Source organism: Dietzia sp. Die43, assembly GCF_024519835.1.
In the GTDB taxonomy this organism is placed as follows: Bacteria; Actinomycetota; Actinomycetes; order Mycobacteriales; family Mycobacteriaceae; genus Dietzia; species Dietzia kunjamensis.
This window is the reverse complement of record NZ_JALJRF010000004.1, coordinates 69,332-92,639: the sequence shown is the minus strand read 5'-3', so window position 1 is coordinate 92,639 and position 23,308 is coordinate 69,332. Positions and strand designations below refer to the sequence as shown.

Sequence of the window (23,308 nt, the reverse complement as noted above, 5' to 3'; positions counted from 1 at the left end):
ATAACGTGTTCTACATGGCAGACCAGGAATTCGACGTCGTCGTCGTCGGCAGCGGTGGAGCAGGCATGACGGCCGCCCTCGCTGCAGCAAAGAAGGGCCTCAGCGTGGTCCTCGTAGAGAAGGCCCCGCACTACGGAGGCTCCACCGCGCGCTCCGGCGGCGGCGTGTGGATCCCTAACAACTCCGTGCTCCGACGCGACGGCGTCCTGGACACCCCGGAGGCGGCCCGCACGTACCTCCGCTCGATCATCGGCGACGCGGTGGAGCCCGAGAAGATCGACACCTACGTCGACCGCGGTCCCGAGGTCCTGGACTTCGTCCTCGCCAACAGCCCCCTGCGGTTGGAGTGGGTCAAGGACTACTCCGACTACTACCCCGAGGCTCCCGGTGGGCGTCTCGGCGGCCGGTCCGTCGAGCCCAAGCCGTTCGACCTCCGCCAGCTCGGGTCCGAGGCAGACAAGCTGGAGCCGGGCTACGCCAAGGCGCCGGTCAACATGGTGGTGATGCAGTCCGACTACCGCTGGCTCAACCTCCTCCAGCGTCCGCACACCAAGGGCATCAGGCGTTCGATCCGGGTCGCCCTCCGGATGTTCCTCGCCAAGGCGCGCGGGCAGAACTCGGTGGGGATGGGTCGCGCGCTCATCGCCGCGATGCGCAAGGGCCTGCTCGACGCGGGCGTTCCGGTGTGGCTCGAGACCCCCATGACCGGCCTGGTGACCGAGGGCTCGGGCACCCAGGAGCGCGTCGTGGGCATCACCGTCACCCGCGGTGACGAGGAGGTGACCCTCCGTGCGCGACTCGGTGTGGTGATCGGGTCCGGTGGCTTCGAGCACAACCAGGAGATGCGCGACAAGTACCAGCGTCAGCCCATCCCCACCTCGTGGACCGTCGGCGCCGCCGCCAACACCGGTGAGGGAATCGAGTACATGGAGAAGGCCGGCGCCTCGCTGTCCTTCATGGAGGACTCCTGGTGGGGTCCGTCGATCCTGCTGCCGCGCGGCCCCTGGTTCGCACTGGCCGAGCGGTCGCTGCCGTGTTCCTTCATGGTCAACTCCCGCGGCGAGCGGTTCATGAACGAGTCGCTGCCCTACGTCGAGGCCGGCCACAAGATGTACGGCGGCGAGTTCGGACAGGCACCCGCCGGGCAGGAGGGGACCCCCGGCGAGAACGTCCCGGCCTGGATCATCTTCGACCAGGAGTACAAGAACCGGTACCTCTTCGCCGGCCTGCAGGCCAAGCAACCGCTGCCCAAGAAGTGGCTCGAGACCGAGAACTTCCACAAGGCGGACACCCTCGCCGAGCTCGCCGATCTCATCGGCGTGCCGGCGGAGGCGCTGGAGCGGACCACCGAGAAGTTCAACGGCTTCGCCGCCAAGGGCGTCGACGAGGACTTCAACCGCGGCGAGTCGGGGTACGACCACTACTACGGCGACCCGACCAACAAGCCCAACCCGAGCCTCGGCCCGGTCCGCAAGGCGCCGTTCTACGCCGCCAAGATGGTGCCCGGCGACCTCGGCACCAAGGGCGGCGCGAACACCGATGTCCACGGTCGGGTCCTGCGTGAGGACGGCTCCGTGATCGAGGGACTCTACGCCGCGGGCAACGCCTCCTCGCCGGTCATGGGTCACACCTACGCCGGCCCGGGCGCCACCATCGGCCCCGCGATGGTCTTCGGCTACCTCGCCGTGGAGAACATGCTGGCCGCCACCCCCACCACCACCGCGAAGACGGGAGTCTGACGTGCCGATCGACCTCGACAAGGCCCTCGGGGCGCAGTTGCCCTCGCAGGAGTTCTCCTGGACCGCCTCCGACGTGGCGCTCTACGCCCTGTCGGTGGGCGCCGCCGCCGACCCGATGGACACCACCGGTCTCGAGTACGTCCACGACACGGCGCCCAAGGTGCTGCCGTCGTTCGCCACCGTCGCAGCGACGATGAACGTCACCGAGGCGCCCCGGGTGTCCTTCCCGGGCGTCGAGATCGACCTGGCCAAGGTCGTCCACGGCAGCCAGTCCGTCACGCTGCACCGGCCGATCCCCGCCTCCGGCACCGCCACCACCACCACGAAGATCGCCGAGATCCAGGACAAGGGCTCGGCCGCGGTGATCATCCAGGAGTCCGAGACGGTCTCCGCCGACGGTGAGAAGCTGTGGACCTCGCGCTCGGGCATCTTCGCCCGCGGTGAGGGGGGCTTCGGCGGCGATCGCGGGACCTCCGAGAAGGTCGAGTACCCCGAGCGGGAGGCCGACCACACCATCGAGGTGGCCACGCTCCCCCAGCAGGCGCTGTTCTACCGCCTCTGCGGCGACCGCAACCCGCTGCACTCCGATCCCGCGTTCGCCGAGGCGGCCGGGTTCCCGCGCCCGATCCTCCACGGACTGTGCTCGTACGGCCTGGTCCTGCGGGCGGTCGTGGATCAGGTGCTCGGCGGCGACGTCGCCCGCGTCGGCGGTTACGGCGTGACCTTCGGCGGCATCTTCTTCCCCGGCGAGACCATGCGCATCCGCGTGTGGGAGGAGGGCTCGCGACTGCTCGTGGCGGCGACCGTCGTGGAGCGCGACGACGCCCCCGTGCTGAAGAACGTGGTGGTCGACCTCGCCTGACCGGCGCTGGTGGAGCGGTTCAGCAGAGCTCGCGGAACTGCTCCACCAGCCGGAGGCGACCCGGGGCGTCGAGCGCCATCGGGGTGACGGTGAGCGTGGTGGCGCCGGCCTCGCGGAACGCCTCGACGCGCTCGGCCACGTACCCCGCCGGGCCGATGAGAGAGACCGATCGAACCAGCTCGTCGGGCACGGCCGCGGCGGCCTCGTCCTTCTTGCCGTCCAGGTACAGGTCCTGGATCCGGGCGGCCTCGGCCTCGTAGCCGTAGCGGCAGGCGAGCTCGTTGTAGAAGTTCTTGCCGCGGGCGCCCATCCCGCCGATGTAGAGGGCCAGGTGCGGGCGCACGAAGTCCAGGTAGCCGGGGACCTCGTCCTCCTCGCAGATCGCCAGCGCCGGCCCCGCGTAGACCTCGAGTTCGCCCAGGGACGCATCGCGCTTCTCGCGGCCGCGGGCCAGCGCGTCGCCCCAGGCCAGGTGCGCCTTCTCGGGGTGGAAGAACAGCGGCTGCCAGCCGTTCGCGACCTCGGCCGCGAGCTCGACGTTCTTGGGCCCCAGGGCGGCGAGGATGATCGGGATGTCCTCGCGCACCGGGTGGTTGATGAGCTTGAGCGGCTTGCCCAGGCCGGTGCCCTGATCGGCGGGCAGGGGGATCTGGTACTTCTTTCCGTCGTGGACGACCTTCTCGCGGCGCCACACCTTCCGGCAGATCTCGATGATCTCGCGCGTGCGGGCGAGTGGCGCGTCGTACTTCACGCCGTGGAAACCCTCGACGACCTGCGGCCCGGAGGCGCCCAGGCCGAGGGTGAAGCGACCGTCGGAGACGTAGTCCAGGCCCGCCGCGGTCATCGCGGTGAGCGTGGGCGTGCGGGTGTAGATCTGCAGGATGCCCGAGGCCAGCTCCATGGTGGACGTCTTGGCCGCGAGGTAGCCGAGCTGGCTGACCGCGTCGAACGAGTAGGCCTCGGGGACGAACGCGATGTCCAGTCCCGCCCGCTCGAGGTCGGCGGCCTCCGCGGCCGTCTCGGCGAATCCGCCGCTGTAGTTGAGAGCCATTCCGATGCGCATGCGCGCAACGCTACCGGGGGGCCCGGTCACCCCGGATCACCACGTCGAGCTCGCTCCCGATCCGCACGAACACCCCGACCCGGCGACGCATCGGCGTATCGGTGCGTTCGTAGCCCACCAGCCGCATCCGCGCGTCGGAGGCGACCTCCAGGACGGTGTGCTCGGGCAGGTCGACGTCGGAGGTGGGGACGATGACGAGGTCGGCGGTCCCCAGCATCCGGGCCAGTCGCAGTCGGCGCGTGGGTTCGTCCCCCCGGCGACGCAGCCACCGGCGCACCGCGACCACACAGGCCGCGATCCCCGACGCGACGAGCGGGAGGAGCGCCACGAGCGTGAGCACCCAGCCGGGGCTCACCGCCGCACCGCCACACGGGTGAACCGCATCGGGTCCAGCCAGGGGCCCCGCTGCACGAGTGCCCGCGTGCCCCCCACCGGTTCCAGGCCCCTGGACCGGGCCGCCGCGTAGACGACCGACCGGGGTAGCCGTAGCTCCCAGGGGCGGATGACCACCTCGTCGTCGTCGCCGTCGAGCCGCACCGCGAGCGCACGGGCGCGCCGACCGTGCCGGCCCCGATACCACCGCGCCGGGTCGATTTTCCGCATGCAACGGATCGTACGGGGCCGTAGGCTCGCCCCCATGGCACCGAAGCCCAGCCTTCAGTCCGAGTCACACCCCGCCGATCCCCGTGCGGCCGATCCGGAGCTCACCGACGACGGGCACGTCGTCGAGCCCAGCGCGGACGACTACCGTCACGCCACCGAACTCGAGATCAACCACGACTGGTACAAGTCCGCGGTGTTCTACGAGGTCCTGGTGCGGGCTTTCTACGATTCCGACGGCAACGGCACCGGCGACCTGCGCGGGCTCATCGAGAAGCTCGACTACCTCGAATGGCTCGGCGTGGACTGCCTGTGGCTGCCGCCGTTCTACGACTCGCCGCTGCGCGACGGCGGGTACGACATCCGCGACTTCCGCACCGTGCTGCCGGAGTTCGGCACCGTCGAGGACTTCGTGGAGCTCCTCGAGCAGGCGCACAGCCGGGGTATCCGGGTGATCACCGACCTGGTCATGAACCACACCTCCGACACCCACGCGTGGTTCCAGGAGTCCCGAGCGGACCCGACGGGCCCGTACGGCGACTTCTACGTCTGGTCGGACGATGACGCCCGGTACCCGGAGGCGCGCATCATCTTCGTCGACACCGAGTCGTCCAACTGGACCTACGACCCGGTGCGCGGACAGTTCTACTGGCACCGCTTCTTCTCCCACCAGCCCGACCTCAACTACGACAACCCCAAGGTCCAGGAGGCGATGATCGACGTCCTGCGCTTCTGGCTGGACCTGGGGATCGACGGGTTCCGCCTGGACGCCGTGCCGTACCTGTTCGAGCGCGACGGCACCAACTGCGAGAACCTGCCCGAGACCCACGAGTTCCTGCGCAAGTGCCGGGCCGTGGTCGAGGAGGAGTTCCCCGGGCGCGTGCTGCTGGCCGAGGCCAACCAGTGGCCCGAGGACGTGGTGGACTACTTCGGCGAGTCCGAGGTGGGCGACGAGTGCCACATGGCGTTCCACTTCCCGCTGATGCCGCGCATCTTCATGGCGGTGCGGCGGCAGTCCCGGTTCCCCGTCACCGAGATCCTCGCCCACACCCCGGACATCCCGTCGTCGGCGCAGTGGGCGATCTTCCTGCGCAACCACGACGAGCTGACGCTCGAGATGGTCACCGACGAGGAACGCGACTACATGTACGCCGAGTACGCCAAGGACCCGCGGATGAAGGCGAACATCGGCATCCGCCGGCGCCTGGCCCCGCTTCTCGACGGCGACACCAACCAGCTCGAGCTGTTCACCGCGCTGCTGTTGAGTCTGCCCGGGTCGCCGATGCTGTACTACGGCGACGAGATCGGCATGGGCGACAACATCTGGCTCGGCGACCGTGACGCCGTCCGCACCCCGATGCAGTGGAGCCCCGACCGCAACGCCGGCTTCTCCCGCTGCGACCCGGGCAGGCTGTACCTGCCGGCGATCATGGACCCGCAGTACGGCTACCAGGGCGTCAACGTGGAGGCGCAGATGAACTCCACCGCCAGCCTGCTGCACTGGACGCGGCGCATGATCCACGTCCGCAAGAGCCACCCGGCGTTCGGGCTGGGCGAGTTCACCGACCTCGGCGGGTCCAATCCGTCGATCCTGTCCTACCTGCGCACGCACGGCTCCGAGAGCGCCGGGGCCGACGTGATCCTGTGCGTCAACAACCTGTCGCGCTTCCCGCAGGCGGTGCGCCTGGACCTGGCGGAGCACGCTGGTCGTCAGCCCGTCGAGCTCACCGGCGGGGTGCCGTTCCCGGAGATCGACGCCGACCCGTACCAGCTCACGCTGCCCGGATACGGCTTCTACTGGCTCGAACTGCGCAGCCCGGAGGAGGGACCGCGATGACCGGACCAGGGACGTCGATCCCCGCCGTCGACGACGACACGATCGCCCGACTGCTCACCGACTGGCTGCCCGAACAGCGGTGGTTCGCCGGCAAGGGGCTGGAACTCACCGGAGTGCGGATCACCCGGCGCGAGGTGTTCCTGGACGATCCCGAGGTCCTGGTCGAGCACCTGCTGGTGGATCTCGAGGTGGACGGTCGGCCCCAGCGCTACCAGGTGCCGATCGCGACCGCGGCCGAGTTGCCGGGTGACCGACGGGCGTTCCCGTTGACCCCGGAGGGCGCCTCCCCCGTGATCTACGACGGACTGCGCGACCCCCGCGGCACCGAGTCCCTGCTCCGCCACCTGGCCGGGCAGGACGAGGTCGGCGGGCTGCGGTTCCGACTGGTCCCCGGCGCCACGCTTCCCGAGCCCACGTGGGGGCGGCTGCTGGAGGGTGAGCAGTCCAACTCGTCGCTGGTGTACGGCGACGACCTCATGGTCAAGGTGTTCCGGCTGGTCCAGCCGGGCGTGAACCCCGACGTGGAGCTGCACGCCGCGCTGGCCGACCGGGAGTGCCCGGCGGTGGCGGCGCTGCGGGGATGGGTGGAGTTGGACGACGACGACACCGCCGCCGGCGACACCGGGGCCGGGCCCACCACGCTCGCCATGGCCCAGGAGTTCATGGCCGGGGCGGCGGACGGGTGGGCGATGGCCACGGCGAGCGTGCGCGACCTGTTCGCCGAGGCCGACCTGCTCGCCGAGGAGGTCGGCACCGACTTCGCCGACGAGAGCTTCCGGCTGGGCGCCGCCGTCGCGCAGGTGCACGAGGACCTGGCGGCGGCGACCGGGGTGAGCACCCGGGACGGCACCGATCTGGTGGCGTCGATGCGGGCCCGCCTGGATGCCGCGGTGGCGGAGGTGCCGGAGCTGGCGGAATTCGCCGACGCGGCCCGGGCGGTCTTCGACGAGGTGGCGGGATCCGGCCCGGTGCGGGTGCACCGCATCCACGGCGACCTGCACCTCGGCCAGACGCTGCGGGTCCCGGACCGGTGGATCGTCATCGACTTCGAGGGCGAGCCGGCCGCGCCCCTCGCCGAGCGACGGGTGGCCGACGCCCCCGCCCGCGACGTGGCCGGCATCCTGCGCAGTCTCGACTACGCGGCACAGCACACCCTGGTCGGTGTGGAGGACCGGCAGCTGCGGTTCCGGGCCCGCGAGTGGCGCGACCGCAACGTCGACGCATTCTGCGCGGGGTACGCCGCGGTCAGTGACTCCGACCCGCGCGAGACCGGTGCGCTGCTACGGGCCTACACGCTCGACAAGGCGCTGTACGAGGTCGTCTACGAGATGCGGAACCGACCCGGCTGGGTCGCGGTGCCGATGGGCGCGGTGCGGCGCATCCTCACCGCGGACTGACACGACTGTCGCCCACCCGGCCGGTCGGGCGGGTGGGCGACAGGGGCGACACCGTGAGGCGTCAGTTGCTCGAGATCCGCTCCTTGGCCCACTTGTAGTCGGCCTTGCCCGCGGGCGAGCGTCGGATCTCGGGGACGTCGACGATCACCTTGGGGACCTTGTAGTTCGCCAGGGACTCGCGCAGGAACGCCGAGAGCTCCTCCTGCTCGGCCGACATGCCCTCGCGGAACGACACCACCGCGGCGACCTTCTGTCCGTACCGCTCGTCGGGAGCACCGGCGACCAGCGCGTCGTGGACGGCCGGGTGCGCCTTGAGCGCCTGTTCGACCTCCTCCGGGAACACCTTCTCGCCACCGGTGTTGATGCAACCCGAGCCGCGGCCCAGGAAGACGATGGTCCCGTCCTCGCGGATCTGGCCCATGTCACCGAGCACCGCCACCCGCTGTCCACCGACCTCCGGGAAGGTCTTGGCGGTCTTCTCCGGATCGTTCCAGTAGCCGAGGGGGACGTGGCCGCGTCGGACGATGTACCCGACCTCGTCCGACCCGGGCGTGATCGGACGGTTCGACTCGTCGATCACCCCGAGGCGCGGGGTGGGGGCCAGGAGCATCTCACCCTGCTCGTTGAGGTTCATCTCGCCGTCGTTGCCGGTCTCGGACGCGCCGAAGTTGTCGCGGATGATGACGTTCGGGAACGCCTCGATCAGCCGGTCGCGGGAGGTCTTGGACCAGATGCCGCCGCCGGACGCGACCATGAACATGGCGCTGAAGTCCTTGGTCTCCTTGGCCGCGAGCAGGGCGTCGGTGATCGGGACCGCCATGCCGTCGCCGACGAACATCAGCAGCTGGGCCTTGTACTCGGCGGTCGCGTCGACGATCACCTCGGCGTCGAAGTCGCGGAACATGACCAGGTGGCCGCCCAGGTTGACGAAGGTCAGCAGGGTGAACAGGCCGGCGCCGTGCATGAGCGGGGCCGAGATGACGATCTTGAAACCGCCCTCGGGCGAGACGTTGTCCGCGACCTCCTGCGGGCTGTGCCGCTTGTCGCCGTACGGGTTACCGCCGGACAGGCACGCGTAGTAGTAGTCCGACATGTGCCACTGGACGCCCTTGGGGAACCCGGTGGTGCCGCCCGTGTAGACGATCCAGTGGTCGTCGCCGCGCACGGGATCGAAGTCGCGCTCCGCGGACTGTCCCGGCAGCTCGGCGTCCACGTCGACGACCGTCAGGCCGTTCTCGGCGCAGGCGTCGGCGAGGACCTGCGGGACGCCACCCACGACGAGGACCGTGCGGGCGGTCTCGAGCTTGGGCACGGCGGCGGCCATGGTCTCCGCGAACTCCGCGTCGACCAGGACGGCGACCGACTGCGAGTCGTTGAACAGGTAGACCAGCTCGGCCGGGGTGTAGCGGTAGTTGACGTTGATCCCGGCCACCCGGATCTTCATGGCCGCGACGATGGCCGCCATGTGCTCGGCGCTGTTCTTCATGTACAGCGCGATATGGCTCTGCGGCTCCGCACCGTGGGCCTTGAGGAGATGACCCATCCGGTTGGCGAGCTCGTCGATCTGACGGTAGGTGTAGTCGACCCCGTCCATCGTGAGCAGGAGGTTGTCCGGGATCTTGTCGGCCACGGCCTCGAAGACGGCGGCCTCGTTCATCTCCGGATTGGTCCCGGCGAGGGGATCGGTGGACTGGTCGGCTGCTGCATCAGTCATCGGGCGGGTCCTTTGCACGCGGGGGGCTAACTGTGTCGTCTCTCACATTGTGACCTGAACTTGTTCTCGTGTCCAGACGCGGGTCTGACCTGCGCTGATTTCAGATTGCTGGAACAGGTTCTATTCACTATAGGCGGCCGCACCGGCAGGTCGCTGCAGCGGTGGGGCCGGGGAGGGCCTACATTGCGAACATGAGCGGATCACGGTCCAGAAATCCCGGCCCGCCGTACGACGGCGGTCTCCGGCTGCCGCGTTCGACGGGGTCGGGTGACGTGCCGCAGGATGGTCGTCGCTCGTCGGCGCGGGAGGCCGACCGGCCCTCGCGGCGGAGCGGCCCGACCCTGCACGGCCCGTCCGAGCAGGGCACTCTGCGGTCCCGCGGGCTCGCGGGAGGGCTGCGGATGTTCGTCCGTCCGGCGCTGGACAGGATGCCCGCGACGGACGTCTCGCTCGGCCGCCTGCGTGCGCTGACCTCCGGCGCCGGGCGGGCGGCCGCCCTGGAGAGCACCAACGACTGGTCCGGGGACGGGCCCGTGCCCGGCCTCTGGGTGGGCCGCAAACGCTTCTTCGACTCGGACAAGGTCATCTACCACATCCACGGGGGTGGTTTCACGTTCGGATCGCCGTGGTCGCACAAGGCCCTGGCGTCGAGGATCGCCAGCGAGACCGGGGTGCCCGTGTTCCTGCCGGACTACCGCCTCGCCCCGGAGCACCCGCACCCGGCGGCCACCGAGGACACGATCGCCGGGTGGGAGTGGCTGCTGGAGATGGGCTTCCCGGCCGAGAACATCGTGGTCGCCGGAGATTCCGCAGGGGGCAATCTGGCGATGCAGCTGGTCGCCCACCTCGAGCGGACCGGGGCGGCGATGCCCGCCGGCGTCGTCCTGCTCTCCCCGTGGGTCGACCTGGACTTCACCGACATGACCGCGCGGGACCGGGCGCGCAAGGACCCGTTCCTCGCGCTGGGGCTGGCCGAACTGTGTCGTCGCCAGTACGCGCCGGGCGTGGACACGGACGATCCGGCGATCTCCCCGATCAACTACGAGCCCTCGCCCGAGTGGCCGCCGTTCCTCATCCAGTGCGGCGGCGAGGAGATCTTCAGCGGGGGCATCGAGGCGATGGCCGAGAAATTCGCCGAGCACGGGGTGCGCCACGAGTTCCAGCTGTGGCCCCACCAGTTCCACGTGTTCCAGGTCTTCCACCCCCTCGTCCCCGAGGCGAAGATCGCGGTGCGGGACATCGGGTCGTTCGTGCGCGGCTGCCTGCGGGGCTGAGCCACTCGGGCAGGCCACGCCCGAGGGCGGCAGCCCGCCCCGAGGCCGCCGTCAGACGGTGAGCACCAGGCCCGAGGTGGGCACGCCGGTGCCCGCGGTGACGACGAGCTTCTCGGCGCCGGGGACCTGGTTGACCGAGTCACCGCGGAGCTGACGGACGCCCTCGGCGATGCCGTTCATCCCGTGGATGTAGGCCTCCCCGAGCTGGCCGCCGTGCGTGTTGAGCGGCAGCCGTCCGCCCACCTCGAGCGCGCCGGGCTCGCGGACGAAGTCCTTGGCCTCACCGCGACCGCAGAAGCCCAGCTCCTCGAGCTGCATGAGGACGTACGGGGTGAAGTGGTCGTAGAGGACGGCCATGTCCATGTCGTCGGGGCGCAGGCCGGACTGCGCCCACAGCTGGTCACCGACGATGCCCATCTCCGGCAGTCCCGCGAGCTCGGGGCGGTAGTACGAGGTCATGATGTACTGGTCCGGCCCGGACCCGGACGCCGCCGCCGCGATCGACACCGGCGTGTGCGGCAGGTCGCGGGCCCGCTCGGGCGTGGTCACCACGATCGCCTGACCGCCGTCGGACTCCTGGCAGCAGTCCAGCAGGTGCAGCGGCTCGGCGATGTAGCGCGAGTTCTGGTGGTCGGCCAACGTGATCGGCTTGCCGTGGAAGAACGCGGCGGGATTGGCCGCGGCGTGCTTGCGGTCGACCACCGCGACCCGGCCGAAGTCCTCGCTCGTGGCGCCGTACTCGTGCATGTAGCGCTGCGCGACCATGGCCACGAAACCGGCCGGGGTGGACAGGCCGTGCGGGTAGGAGAAGGCGTTGTCCGTGCCGGAGGAGTTGACCTGCTGCACCAGCGCCGAGTTGACCTGGCCGAAGCGCATCCCGGAGCGCTCGTTGAACGCGCGGTAGCAGACCACGACCTCGGCCACGCCGGTCGCCACGGCCATCGCGGCCTGCTGCACGGTCGCGCACGCCGCGCCGCCGCCGTAGTGGATGCGGGAGAAGAAGTTCAGGCTGCCGATCCCGGCGGCCCGGGCCACCGCGATCTCGGTGTTGGTGTCCATTGTGAACGACACCAGGCCGTCGACGTCCGAGGGCTGCAGCCCGGCGTCGGCGACGGCCGCCTGCACGGCCTCGGCGGCCAGCCGCAGCTCGGAGCGGCCGGAGTCCTTGGAGAAGTCGGTGGCGCCGATGCCGACGATCGCCGCCTTGTCTGAGAGAGAGCTCATCAGGCCGGGTCTCCGTTCATGTAGAGGGTGGCCGTGGAGGTGACGTGCGCGCCCAGCGAGTCGGTGCCGACGATCTTCAGCGTGACCAGCCCGTCGTCGTCGACCCCGGTCACCTCGCCGGTGAGGGTGAGGGAGTCGTAGGCGTACCAGGGCACGCCCAGGCGCAGCTTGATGGACGTGATGCGGGCGCGCTGGCCCGCCCAATCGGTGACGAACCGCTGCACCAGACCGGTGTCGGTGAGGATGTTGACGAAGATGTCCTTCGAGCCCTTCTGATGGGCCAGGTCGCGGTCGTGGTGGACGTCCTGGAAGTCCCGCGTCGCCAGGGCGGACGCCACGATGAACGTCGGTGTGCCCTCGATGGTCAGCTCGGGGAGCCGGTCCCCCACCGCCACGGCGGGCGGGGTGGCCGGACAGACGGTACGGTTCTCGCTCACTTGACGGCCCCTTCGGTCCTTGCGGGTGACCCCGCGGATTCCTGACGGTCGACAGGGCGTGCGCCGGCCGGGCGCCAGGCGTACAGCGTCCACGGCTCGGTGCCGAACGCGGCGTCGGCGGAGGAGTCGCCGGGCATGTCGAGGAACTCCACCTCGACCTCCATGCCGATCCGGACCTCCGCCGGCTCGATGTCGCGCAGCTCGCCGAGCATGCGCACTCCCTCCTCCAGCTCCACCAGCGCGATGACGAACGGGAACCTGGTGCGGCCCGGCACGCGCGGGGCGTGATGGACCACGAAGCTGTACACGGTGCCGCGGCCCGAGGAGACCACGTAGTCGGTCTGCTCGGACCTGTCCTTCCACAGCGCCGGGACGGGCGGGTGCTGCAGCGAGCCGTCCTCGCGGGTCTGGATGCGCAGCTCGTGGGCGGCGACGCCGTCCCAGAAGAACTGCGTGTCGTGCGAGACCGACGGGCGCAGGACCTTGCCCACCACCAGGTCGTCGGTGGCCGAGCCGGAGCTGGCCACGATCTGGTCGGCGGGCGCCGGCTCGGGCTCGGCGGGCTTCGCCGCGGGGCGGAACTTGAGGATGCGGAAGTCCATCTCCGCGACGACCTCGTCACCGACGCGCCAGTAGTTACGGGTGGTGAAGAACCAGCCCTCCCCCAGGCCCGTGGTCTTGGGGCCGACCACGTCCACCAGGACGGACTCGATGGTCACCTCCTCGCCCGGGCGGGTGTACCGGTGGTAGGTGGAGTCGCAGTTGGTCGCGACGACCGAGGTGAAGCCCTCGGCGTCGAGGAGGTCGGTCATCCGACCCAGCGGGTCGTCGGCCTCACGGGTCTTCCCGAGCCCGCGCATGGTCCACACCTGCGCCATGGCCGGCGGTGCGACCGGTCCGCCGTGTCCGGCCGCGCGTGCGGCCTCCTCGGAGGAGTAGATGGGGTTGGTGTCACCGATCGCCTCGGTCCAGTTCCGGATCATCGGCGTGTTGATCGGGTCGCGGCCCGCACGGCGGGCGCTCCCGCCGGCGGCGCGGACCTCCTCGGCTGCGGCGAGGATACGGGCGGCCTGCTCGTCACTCATGGGTACCTTCTCGGTGGATCAGGGGGATGGTCTCTAGCGGGCGGTGCGGGGCATGCCGAGGCCACCCATGCAGGTCAATTCCCGCATGACCTCGTTGACACCGCCGCCGAAGGTGATCACCACGTTGCGCTTGTTCATCATGTCGAACCAGCGCTGCAGCGCCGCGGTGTCGGGATCGGTGGGGTCGCCGAAACGGCCGAGCAGTTCCTCGACGATTCGGCCGACGTGCTGGATCTCCTCCGTGGAGAACACCTTCGAGGCGGCGGAGTCCCCCATCGACGGGTTCTCGCCCATCGAGGAGACCTTCCAGTTGAGCAGCTCGTTGAGCCGGACGATCGCGAGGATCTCCGCGAGTCCGCGCCGCACCTCGGGCCGGTCCAGGTGGCGGACCCCGTCCGGGCCCGTGCCGCGGGCCCAGGCGGCCAGCTCGTCGTAGTACCCGCCCGGACGCCCGGACGGCGCGAGCATGACGCGCTCGTGGTTGAGCTGGGTGGTGAGCATCTTCCAGCCGCCGTCGACCTCGCCGACCACCATGTCCGCCGGGACGCGCACGTCGGAGTAGTAGGTGGCGTTGACGTGGTGGGCACCGTCGCAGGTGATGATCGGGGTGAACGAGAAGCCCGGGTCGGTGGTGTCGACGATGAAGATCGTCAGGCCGCGGTGCCGCGAGTCCGGGGTCCCGGTGCGGGCGGCCAACCAGATGTAGTCGGCGTGGTGACCGCCGGTGGTCCACATCTTCTGGCCGTTGATGACCCAGTCGCCGGTGGCCTCGTCGCGCTTGGCGGTGGTGCGCAGGGCGGCCAGGTCGGTGCCGGCGTCGGGCTCGGAGTAGCCGATCGCGAAGTGGATCGACCCGTCGAGGATGCCGGGGAGGAACTTCGCCTTCTGCGCCTCGCTGCCGTACTTCTGCAGGGTCGGACCCACGGTCTGCAGCGTAACCGACGGCAGCGGCACGTCCGCGCGCGTGGCCTCGTTGGTGAAGATCTGCTGCTCGATGTGGCCGAAGCCCTTCCCTCCGTACTCGGCGGGCCAGCCCACGCCCAGCCAGCCGTCGCGGCCCATGCGCTTGATGATCTCGGCGTACGTGTCGCCGTGGCGGGTGGTGGCGATATCCGCCGCCTCCTCCGGCGAGATGAGCGTCGAGAAGTACTCGCGCAGCTCGGCCTGCAGTGCGCGCTGTTCGGGCGTGAGGTCGATGAACGCGCCGTCCCCCGCGGCAGCCGCATCGGTGGCGGCGGGGGCCACACCGCCTGTCTCGATACTGTCGACCGGGTCCGCGGCGACCGCGGCACCGAGCGCGTCGAGGTGCAGCTGCGGGCCGCCGACGAACCGTGCCAGGTCCTTGACCGCCGAGGAGTACCGGAACATCGGGTAGGTGACGTCCACGCCCACCCCGCCGTGCAGGTGGTGCAGGATCTGGACGGCCCGCGGGCCCTCGGCCGCCAGCCAGTAGGCGCCGATCGTCGGGTCGGACTCGTAGCGGTCCCCGGACCCGGCCAGGCCCTCCGAGATCCGCCAGGACACGGACTGCGCGATCACGTGGAGCGTCTGCGAGACGATGTACACGTCCGCGAGCTCCTGTTGGACCGCCTGGAACGACCCCAGCGCCTTGCCGAACTGCTGGCGCTCCTTGAGGTAGCCGGCGGTCATGTCCAGCGCGCCGCCGACGAGACCGTCCCCGTGCGCGATACAGGCGGACAGGACGAGACGTCGGAACACCTCGAGGACGGGCTCCGATCCCGAGCCGCGCAGGACGTCGTCGTCGTCGACCCCGGTGGCCTCGAACCGCATCGCGTACTCGGGCACCCCCAGGGAGCCGAGGGTGGGCGTCAGGGTGACGCCCGGGGCGTCGGGGGCGACGACGACGAGTGCGGCGCCCTCGGACGTGGACACCGGCACGAGTACCGAACGGGCCTGGGCCGCATACCGCACCGACGTGGCGGTCCCGGTGAGCTTCCCACCGTCGAGTCGCACGGTGGGCTCGAGCGGCAGTGGGCGTCCGGGCTCGGCGACGGCGGCGGTGAGGATGCGGCCGTCCTCGATGCCCTCGAGGAGCCGGGCCTGCTGGTCGGGGGTGCCCAGCGCGACGATCGGCGCCACGCCGAAGCCCAGCGTCTCCAGGACGGGGATCACCACTCCGGCGCGGCCGACCTCCTCGAGCACCACCGCGATGTCGGCGGGCGTGAGGTCGTCCCCGCCGAGGGCGGAGGGCAGGCCCAGGGAGAGCAGTCCCGATTCGGCGAACGCCGCCCACAGCCGCTCGTCGAAGCCGGCGTCGTCCACGCCCCGGCTGGGTAGCGCGGTGAGCAGTTCCTCGGCCGGGGCGGCCGTCGACAGTGCGCCGGCCACCGCCTCGGCGACGGCGGCCTGGGTCTCGGTACGGGTGAAGTCCACGGGGGTCAGTCCTTAATCCGGAGGGGGTCGGTCACGTGCTCGAACTAGTCCCTGGGCAGGCCGAGGATGCGCTCGCCGACGACGTTGAGCAGGACCTGCTCGGTGCCACCGGCGATCGACAGGCAGCGGACCATGAGGAACTTGCGTCCCTGCTCGGTGAACTCGACGCCGCCGGTGCCGGTGAGCTGCAGGCCGAACTCGGCGATGTCCTGACGGTGGCGCACACCCACGATCTTGCGGACCGAGGACTCGGCGCCCGGACCCGAGCCGGCGAGGCTGCGCAGCGCGGTGCGCAGGTCGAGGAGGTTGCCGACGACGCCGTCGGCGACGTGCTTGCCGAACTCGTCGAGCACGAGCGCGTCATCGGCCACACCGGCGGCGTTGATCAGCCCGATGATCTCCTCCGCCGCGTCGCCGAGCGACGAGCCACCGCCCATGGCCACGCGCTCGTTGGCCAGGGTGGTGCGGGCGATCTTCCAGCCGTCGTTGACCGTGCCCACCTGGAACTCGTCGGGGACGAAGAGGTCCTCGAGGTAGACCTCGTTGAACAGCGCCTCACCGGTGATCTCGCGCAGGGGTCGCGTGCGGATGCCCTCGGAGCGCATGTCCACGAGGAAGTACGTGATGCCCTTGTGCTTGGGGGCGTCCTTGTCCGTCCGGGCCAGGCACATCGCCCAGTCGGCCTCGCGGGCCAGGGAGGTCCACACCTTCTGTCCGTTGAGCTTCCAGCCGCCGTCGACCTTCTCGGCGGTGGTGCGCAGGGCGGCCAGGTCGGAGCCGGCGCCGGGCTCGGAGAACAGCTGACACCACCTGATCGCCCCGGCCATGGTGTCGCGCACGAGCAGGTCGGCGTGCTCGGGGGCCGCCTGGAGGATGGTCGGCACCGCCCAGCCACCGATGGTGATGTCGTGGCGGGTCACGCCGGCGGCCTCGAGCTCCTCGTCGATGAGGAGCTGCACGGCCGGGCTCGCGCCGAGGCCCCACGGCTCGGGCAGATGGGGCATGAACAGGCCGGTGTCGGCGAGGGCACGCTTGCGCTCGTCACCCTCGACCGCCGCGACCGTCGCCACCAACGCGCGGATGTCCTCCCGCTTGGCGTCGAGGCCCTCGATCTCCGACAGGTCGATGTCCAGGTGACGACGCTTGCCCGCCAGCGTGAGCTCGGCCAGGGATCGCCGCCAGCGGGCGGAGCCGCCGATCGCCTGGCGCAGTGCGCCCGCCCTGCGCATGTAGAAGTGGGCGTCGTGCTCGAAGGTGAAGCCGATGCCGCCGAGGATCTGGATGCAGTCCTGGGAGTTGCGCACGGCGTTGTCGAAGGCCAGGGCGCCGGCCACGGCCGCTGCGACGGGCAGCTCCGAGTCGCCGGCGAGCAGGTCCTCCGCGGCCGCGGCGGCGTCCCACGCCAGCGCACGGACCTGCTCGGTGCGGCACAGCATGTCGGCGGCGAGGTGCTTGATGGACTGGAACGAGCCGATCGTGCGCCCGAACTGCTCGCGGATCTTGGCGTAGTCCACCGCGGTGGCGAGCGTGTAGTCGGCGACGCCCGCGGCCTCGGCGGCGGCCAGGGTGACGAACAGCTGGTGGACGTGTGCGGTGGTGACGCCCTCGAGGACGCGGTCGGCCGGGATCGTCACGCCCTGCAGGCTGACGTGGCCGATCGACGCCGAGATGTCGTACGGGGTCGCCGGGGTGACGGTGAGCCCCGGCGTGCCCGCCTCGAGAAGCGCCCAGCGGGTGGCGCCGTCCACCTCGACGGGCAGCAGCAACCCTCCGCCGGGGGTGCCGCCGTAGGCGACGCCGGGATCGCCCGTGATCTCCCCCGACCCGTCCAAGGTCGCGGTGCCGATGCCCAGGCACACCCCGACGGGCAGGCCGCCCTCGGCGATCGTCTCACCCAGCGCGTTGGCGACGGCTCCGCCTGCGCGCGAGACCAGGACACCGGTCAGCGCGGTGGACAGGACCGGGCCGGGCGCCATTTTCGCCGCGGCCTCCTCGAGCATGCACGCCAGGTCGACGATCTCGGCGCCGGCGCCACCGTGCTCCTCCGCGATGGCGACGCCGAACAGTCCGAGCTCGGCGAGCTGGGGCCACACTGCCTTCCAGGCTTCCGGATCGTCCTCCTGGGCGCGTACCGTGGCCACGGGATCGGCGGACCTCGCCCAGGCCTTGATCGAGTTCTGGATCTCGGTCTGATCCGGGGTGGTGGCGATACTCACTGCTGGGCTCCTCGGGCGCGACGGGATTTCCGTACTCGGCGCGGGCCCGCTGACCCGCGCGCTCCACGCCATAATAGAACGTGTTCTAGGTATCGTGATCTAGAATGCACCAGAAGGGTCCCCGACGCACACTCGGGTCCCGCCCCAGCCCGCCGGGATGCCCCGCCGACCCGATCCGACCAGCGCAGAAGGTTTCGCCTCCATGACCAAGAGCTCAGCCGAGACCCGTTCCGCCGCCGCGTCGGACCCCGCCGCCCGGAGCGACGAGCCCACCACGTCGTCGCAACGCGAGCGCCGTCGGCGGATCCTGGACGCGACCCTCGCCCTGGCCGCCAAGGGCGGCTACGAGGCCGTGCAGATGCGTGCCGTCGCCGAGAAGGCCGAGGTCGCGGTGGGCACCCTCTACCGGTACTTCCCGTCCAAGGTGCACCTGCTGGTCTCGGCGCTCGCCCGTGAGTTCCGTCGGCTCGACCAGCGCACCGAGCGGTCAGCCCCGCCCGGCGACACGGCGCAGGAGCGGATGAAGGTCGTGGTGGAGATGATCACCAAGTCCATGCAGCGCGATCCGAACCTCACCGAGGCGATGACGCGCGCCTTCATGTTCGCCGACGCCTCCGTGGCCAACGAGGTCGAGGAGGTCGGCTTCTACATGGACCGGATCCTCGCCCGCGCGATGGCCCAGGGCACCCCGGACGAGGTGCAGCTCTCGATCGCCCGGGTCGTCTCCGACGTATGGATGTCCAACCTCGTGTCGTGGCTGACCCGCAGGTCGTCGGCCGCCGAGGTCGCCACCAGGCTCGGTCTCACCATCGATCTGCTGCTGGGCAGCGACGACTCTCCCCGCCGGGCCCGGATGCACACCGCGATCGGGAACGGCCACGACACAGACTCGGACTCCGACCCCGGCGAGATCGGCGAGGGCAGAGACTCAGCCGTCTGACAGCCCGCCCAGAGCGGCACCGCAACCGCTCCCGCGGCTGGCGTCTCGCCTGCCCATCGGGGCACGCGAGACGCCATGTCGAGGGGCGACGGGCCCGGGCGGTTGCGTAGGGGGCGGTCAGGGCACGACGACCGGCGGCACCGTCCGGACCGGGCCGGAGACGTCGGCGATCCACCGCAGCGGGCCCCGGCTCGGATCCCAGCCGGTGAGCAGGTCGGCGACCTTGGCGGTCATCTCGCGGCCCAGGCGGAGGAACGAACTCTCCGGCTGGTCGTCGACCTCCCCGAGGATCAACCACCACGCCCAGGCGACGGCCCCGGCGTTGGCGACGAAGTCCGGCAGCACCGCGATCCCGCGGGCCGTGAGGTCGAGTTCCGCGTCGGCCGTGGTGGCGGCGTTGGCCGCCTCGACCACGATCGGTGCGGTGACCTCGGTGCAGTTGTCCGCGGTGATGGCGTACGAGACGGCGGCAGGCACGAGCACGTCCACGTCCATGCCGAGGATCCGGTCGCGGTCCAGCCGCTGCACCCGGGCGGGGACGGCCGAGCGGTCGATCTCCCCGAAGCGGTCGCGGGTCGCCAGCAGCGCCGGGACGTCGAGTCCCGCCGGGTCGTAGAGGGTGCCGGCGGCGTCGGCCAGTGCGACGACGCGCATGCCGGCCTCGTGGAGGTACCACGCGGCGCCGCCCCCCATCGTGCCCACGCCCTGGACGGCCACCGAGGTGCGCTCGATGTCCCAGCCCCGGACGTACGCCGCCGCGAGGCACGCCTGCGCGACCCCGTAGCCACCGATCACATCGCCGAGCAGCCCGCCCGGAACCCCGGCGTTCAGCCCGCGGAAGATCCGGTCGGCGGTGGCGGCGGGATCGGCCGACCGCTCGATCGCCGCGTGATAGGACTGCCGCATCCCCAGTCGGGCGAACACCTCGTCGATCAGGTGCTGCGGGACGCCCAGATCCTCGGCGGTGACCCAGTGTCGGTCGAGGAACGGCCGCATGGCCTCGCAGAACCGGCCGAGCACGTCGATGGCGCGGGGGTCCTTGGGGTCGAAGTCGATGCCGCCCTTGGCCCCGCCGATGGGCAGGTCGAACGCCGCTGTCTTGCGGGTCATTCCGCGGGCCAGGTCCTCGACCTCGCGGAGGGTGCACCCGGCGCGCATGCGGGTCCCGCCGGTGGCCAGACCGCCGACGAGGGTGTCGACCACGAGGTAACCCCGCGCCCCGGTCTCGTCGTCCTCCCAGTGCAGCCGCAGGTAGGGCTCGCGGCTCGGCCGGGCGGCCCTGTCGGGAGCGGCGGGCACGGTCTGGGGGGCTGACCCGGTATGACCGGTGGTGCCCGGAATCTCGATGGATGTCATGGTGCTCGCCTCCTCGGCGACCTCGTCCGCCGGCGGGTCCGGCGGGGATGTCCCCAGCATGCGAGCATGCGTCCCGGGGGTCCAGCGAGACTTCGTGGACCTGACCGTTCACTTTTCCTGCACGATGCGTCCGCGCGCTCCTACGCTCGGGGAATGGAGCCGTCACTGCACCGGCTACGGCTGCTCGCCGAGCTGGAGCGCCGCAGCACCGTCACCGCGGTCGCGGCCGCGCTGGGGTACACCGTCTCGGCCGTGTCGCAGCAACTCTCGTTGCTCGAGCGGGAGGCGGGGACCCCGCTGTTCGAGAAGCGGGGTCGCGGGCTCGCGCTGACCGAGGCGGGGCTCATACTGGCCGGGCACGCGCGGACGATCCTGTCCGCCGTGGAGGACGCCGGTCACGCCATGGAATCGGCCCGTGCGGGCGTCGGCACGAACCTCACCGCCGGGGTGTGGGCGTCGGTGGCCGTCACGCTGCTGCCCGCCGGGATGCGGATCCTGGCCCGTGACCACCCTGGCATCGTGGTGCGGACCCGGGAGCTCGCCCCGGAGGACACCACCGGCGCGGTGCGGGACGGTTCGCTCGACCTGTCGTTCGTGCTGGACTACTCCAGCTACGTGATGGCGGACGTGACCGACCTGGTGCGGGTGCCCATCGCGAGGGAGTCTCTGCACGCGGTCGTCCCCCGCGGCTTCGTGGACTCGACCCGACTGTCGCTGGCCGACCTCTCCGGGGCGCCGTGGGTCGTCGCGCACCCGCGGTCGCACTTCGGTCGCGCGGTGCGGATCGCCTGTCGCGAGGCGGGGTTCGAACCCGACGTGCGGCACGAGGCGGGCGAGCAGTCCACGGCGCTGTCCCTGGTCGCCGCGGGCCTCGGGGTCACCCTGGCCTCCGACCTCGGGCTGAGCACCTTCGGCGCGGACGTGGAGGTGATTCCGCTGACCGACGAGCTCACCAGGACGGTGTCGATCACCTATCGCCGTCGGGACGCCCGGCGGCGACCACTGCAGGCGTTCGTCGAGGCGTTCACCGACGGCGCGCGCGAGGTCGGCCTGGACCCCGCCTGACTCCGGCGCACCGATGCCGGGTCCCGCACCCGCGGGGCCCGGCATCAGTGTCCGGCTCAGGGCCGGCGCGCGAGGAAGTCCGGCCGCGGCGGGGTACCCGCGAACGGCTCGGTCAACTCGTTCTCGACACTGTTGAACACGATGAACACATTCGCCCGGGGCAGCGGCGTGATGTTGCCGCCCGAGGCGTGCAGGGCGTTGCAGTCGAACATCGTCATCGACCCGGCCCCGCCCGTGAGCACGTCGAGACCGTGGCGCTCGTACATCTCGGTGATGTGGTCCTCGGACGGGACACCGATCTTCGGCGACGTCGACACGAGCGATTCCTTGTAGTAGTCCTCCGGTGTCTCCCCCGCGCACTGCACGTAGTACCTGTGCGTGCCCGGCATGATCATCAGGGGACCGTTGTAGGTCTCGTTGGGCGTGAGCGCCAGGGAGGCGCTGCACGCACGCGGCCGGGGCATGCCGTCCTCGGCGTGCCAGGTCTCGAAGTCCGAGTGCCAGTAGAACGCGCCACCGGCAAAACCGGGCTTGTAGTTGAGCCGGCTCTGGTGGACGTAGACGTCCGAGCCGAGGATCTGCCGGGCCAGGTCGATCGCGCCGGATCGCTCGACCGCCTCCCACACGACCTCACTCAGGTCGTGGACGTCGAAGATCGAACGGACGGCCTCGCTGCCGGCCTCGCGGATGATCCGGGGGTCGCCGGCCATCTGCGGATCCGATCCGATGCGGTCGATCTCGGCCAGGCAGGCGTCGATCCGTTGCCGGTCGAGTGCGCCCTCGCGCTGGATGTAGCCGCGCTCGCCGAACTGGAGGACCTCGGGATCCTCACTGCGCCCCCACAGAACGGGGTCCCGGCGCTCGACGATCTCCGGCCGCCCGCTCACGCGGGACTGGTAGTCATCTATGGCAATGGTCACCTACGACTCCTTTCTCTCCTCAGCCTGAAAACCCCGGCCGACTCGGGAAAAGCGAGGGGTGCCGCCCCTCGCGGAGCCGACCGTATCCGGGGAGATGACCCCGGACAACCGCTCAGCCGCTGACGTACCCTCGACCCTTGTCCACGTGTGGGCCGGGGGTCCCGCCGCCGGTCCACGTGCGCAGGTGGTCGAGGAACTGCCCGGAAAGTGTGTCCCGCCACCCCACGACGTCGCCGGACATGTGGGGACTGATGTGCGCGCCGTCGAGGGTCCAGAGGGGGTCGCCCCCGGGGAGGGGTTCGACGACGAGGACGTCCAGGTGCGCCGAGAGTCTGCCCGTCCCGATCTCGCGCGTGAGGGCGTCCTGATCGACCAGCTCTCCGCGACCGACGTTCACCACGTGGGCACCGTCGGGCAGTGCTGCCAGTGCCGCGGGGCCGAGCATCCCCCGCGTCGCGTCGGTCAGCGGCGCCACCATGACGAGATGGTCCACGTCGCCCAGATGCTCGGACAGGCGCGCGGAGTCCAGGACGCGGCCGAAGTCCTCGTCGTCGTCGCGCGGTCGACGTCCGGCCCCGCTGACGTCGAGCCCGACCGCCCGCAGTAGCCGCGCGGTGGCCCGTCCGATGCCGCCGGTGCCCACCACCAGGGCGCGCCGGCCGGCCACCCGGGTGGTCTCGCGGTGGCGCCACTGACCCGCGCGCTGCAGCGCCTCGGTCTCGTGGAGCCGTTTGTCGTGGGCCAGGACGCAGGCCAGGACGTACTCGGCGATCGGCCCGTCGAAGACCCCGCGGGCGTTGGTGACCAGCACGTCGGAGTCGCGCAGCTCGTCGAAGAGGAGCTTGTCCACCCCGGCGGCGGCCACGTGGACCCACCGCAGCGCGTCGGCGGCGTGCCAGGCGGAGGCCAGGGCGTCGGAGAAGATGTCCCACACCAGCAGGATCTCGGCCCCGGGCAGAGCCTGCGCGAGGGTGTCGGCCGTGCACTCGCGCACGTCGGCGAGCTCGCGGATCAGCGCGAGGGTGGTGGGGGGCTCGACGCCGTCCGCGGTGAGGACGACGACGGTCGGCCGGGTGCCCGGGTCATGGTTGCCCGGGTCGCGGTGCGGCTGCGTCATGGCCCCACCGTAACGCGCCGACCCTCACGCGAACCAGGATCGTCGGATTGTTGACAATCGACCGTGGC

At 70.9% G+C, this 23,308-nt stretch carries 19 protein-coding genes and 1 pseudogene; 7 read left to right on the top strand and 13 right to left on the bottom strand.

Translation table 11 applies throughout. The annotated features are described in order from the left end of the window. The first annotated feature begins 5 nt into the window (after positions 1–5). Together kstD and NR111_RS04430 are read left to right on the top strand one after the other, a co-directional pair. The gene (gene kstD, locus NR111_RS04435) at positions 6–1,739 is read left to right on the top strand and encodes a 3-oxosteroid 1-dehydrogenase (protein ID WP_256820044.1); all 1,734 of its coding nucleotides are present in this window, start codon (positions 6–8) and stop codon (positions 1,737–1,739) included. A 1-nt stretch (position 1,740) separates the two neighbouring features. After that, positions 1,741–2,601, top strand: coding sequence for a MaoC/PaaZ C-terminal domain-containing protein (locus NR111_RS04430; protein WP_067711742.1), 861 nt, complete (start codon positions 1,741–1,743; stop codon positions 2,599–2,601). A gap of 19 nt (positions 2,602–2,620) precedes the next feature. On the opposite strand, the gene NR111_RS04425 is transcribed toward NR111_RS04430, so the two are convergent. Genes NR111_RS04425 through NR111_RS04415 form a run of 3 tightly spaced genes read right to left on the bottom strand, consistent with a single transcriptional unit; the run spans position 2,621 to position 4,267 of the window. Beyond that, a complete protein-coding gene (locus NR111_RS04425) occupies positions 2,621–3,664 on the bottom strand; it encodes an LLM class F420-dependent oxidoreductase (RefSeq protein WP_067711725.1) in 1,044 nt (347 codons plus the stop codon). Positions 3,665–3,674: 10 nt separating this feature from the next. Then, a complete protein-coding gene (locus NR111_RS04420; RefSeq protein ID WP_067711723.1) occupies positions 3,675–4,019 on the bottom strand; it encodes a hypothetical protein in 345 nt (114 codons plus the stop codon). Further along, complete coding sequence (locus tag NR111_RS04415) at positions 4,016–4,267, bottom strand: hypothetical protein (protein WP_067711720.1); 252 nt, start codon at positions 4,265–4,267, stop codon at positions 4,016–4,018. Before NR111_RS04415 ends, NR111_RS04420 begins: the two co-directional genes overlap by 4 nt. Positions 4,268–4,301: 34 nt before the next feature. Between NR111_RS04415 and treS the strand changes: the two genes are divergently transcribed. Both treS and NR111_RS04405 read left to right on the top strand, forming a co-directional pair. Then, complete coding sequence (gene treS, locus NR111_RS04410) at positions 4,302–6,101, top strand: maltose alpha-D-glucosyltransferase (RefSeq protein WP_256820042.1); 1,800 nt, start codon at positions 4,302–4,304, stop codon at positions 6,099–6,101. After that, positions 6,098–7,498, top strand: a complete 1,401-nt coding sequence (locus NR111_RS04405) for a hypothetical protein (RefSeq protein ID WP_256820041.1) — start codon at positions 6,098–6,100, stop codon at positions 7,496–7,498. Before treS ends, NR111_RS04405 begins: the two co-directional genes overlap by 4 nt. 61 nt (positions 7,499–7,559) lie before the next feature. On the opposite strand, the gene NR111_RS04400 is transcribed toward NR111_RS04405, so the two are convergent. Further along, positions 7,560–9,212 (bottom strand): AMP-binding protein, encoded by a 1,653-nt coding sequence (locus tag NR111_RS04400; protein ID WP_067711713.1) that lies wholly within the window; start codon positions 9,210–9,212, stop codon positions 7,560–7,562. Between the two features lie 191 nt (positions 9,213–9,403). On the opposite strand from NR111_RS04400, the gene NR111_RS04395 reads away from it, so the two are divergent. Further along, entirely contained in the window at positions 9,404–10,486 is a 1,083-nt protein-coding gene (locus tag NR111_RS04395) for an alpha/beta hydrolase (protein ID WP_067711710.1), read from the top strand. Between the two features lie 51 nt (positions 10,487–10,537). On the opposite strand, the gene NR111_RS04390 is transcribed toward NR111_RS04395, so the two are convergent. From NR111_RS04390 to NR111_RS04370, 6 genes and pseudogenes are all read right to left on the bottom strand, one after another. Then, positions 10,538–11,710 carry a lipid-transfer protein gene (locus NR111_RS04390; protein ID WP_119192641.1) on the bottom strand — a complete coding sequence of 391 codons (1,173 nt, stop codon included), beginning with the start codon at positions 11,708–11,710 and terminating at the stop codon, positions 10,538–10,540. Next, positions 11,710–12,147, bottom strand: coding sequence for a MaoC family dehydratase (locus tag NR111_RS04385; RefSeq protein WP_308202003.1), 438 nt, complete (start codon positions 12,145–12,147; stop codon positions 11,710–11,712). Before NR111_RS04385 ends, NR111_RS04390 begins: the two co-directional genes overlap by 1 nt. Then, a complete protein-coding gene (locus NR111_RS04380; protein WP_256820039.1) occupies positions 12,144–13,232 on the bottom strand; it encodes a bifunctional MaoC family dehydratase N-terminal/OB-fold nucleic acid binding domain-containing protein in 1,089 nt (362 codons plus the stop codon). The genes NR111_RS04385 and NR111_RS04380 overlap by 4 nt, the downstream gene beginning before the upstream one ends. A gap of 33 nt (positions 13,233–13,265) precedes the next feature. Continuing rightward, positions 13,266–14,477, bottom strand: a complete 1,212-nt coding sequence (locus NR111_RS18675) for an acyl-CoA dehydrogenase family protein (RefSeq protein WP_308202004.1) — start codon at positions 14,475–14,477, stop codon at positions 13,266–13,268. A 105-nt stretch (positions 14,478–14,582) separates the two neighbouring features. Further along, positions 14,583–15,515, bottom strand: a pseudogene (locus NR111_RS18670) (acyl-CoA dehydrogenase family protein); the annotation flags it as partial. 155 nt (positions 15,516–15,670) lie between these two features. After that, entirely contained in the window at positions 15,671–17,842 is a 2,172-nt protein-coding gene (locus tag NR111_RS04370) for an acyl-CoA dehydrogenase (RefSeq protein WP_256820037.1), read from the bottom strand. A 202-nt stretch (positions 17,843–18,044) separates the two neighbouring features. Here NR111_RS04370 and kstR point away from each other — a divergent pair, with 202 nt between their 5' ends. Beyond that, entirely contained in the window at positions 18,045–18,782 is a 738-nt protein-coding gene (kstR, locus tag NR111_RS04365) for a cholesterol catabolism transcriptional regulator KstR (protein WP_154829003.1), read from the top strand. A gap of 117 nt (positions 18,783–18,899) precedes the next feature. On the opposite strand, the gene NR111_RS04360 is transcribed toward kstR, so the two are convergent. Beyond that, positions 18,900–20,138, bottom strand: a complete 1,239-nt coding sequence (locus NR111_RS04360) for a Glu/Leu/Phe/Val dehydrogenase dimerization domain-containing protein (protein WP_256820036.1) — start codon at positions 20,136–20,138, stop codon at positions 18,900–18,902. A 153-nt stretch (positions 20,139–20,291) separates the two neighbouring features. Between NR111_RS04360 and NR111_RS04355 the strand changes: the two genes are divergently transcribed. Further along, positions 20,292–21,203: a LysR family transcriptional regulator gene (locus NR111_RS04355; RefSeq protein ID WP_067711690.1), complete on the top strand. Its 912-nt coding sequence runs from the start codon at positions 20,292–20,294 to the stop codon at positions 21,201–21,203. A gap of 56 nt (positions 21,204–21,259) precedes the next feature. On the opposite strand, the gene thpD is transcribed toward NR111_RS04355, so the two are convergent. Both thpD and NR111_RS04345 read right to left on the bottom strand, forming a co-directional pair. Then, positions 21,260–22,123 carry an ectoine hydroxylase gene (gene thpD, locus NR111_RS04350; protein ID WP_256820035.1) on the bottom strand — a complete coding sequence of 288 codons (864 nt, stop codon included), beginning with the start codon at positions 22,121–22,123 and terminating at the stop codon, positions 21,260–21,262. Between the two features lie 112 nt (positions 22,124–22,235). Further along, entirely contained in the window at positions 22,236–23,240 is a 1,005-nt protein-coding gene (locus NR111_RS04345) for a D-2-hydroxyacid dehydrogenase (protein WP_256820034.1), read from the bottom strand. Positions 23,241–23,308: the final 68 nt, after the last annotated feature.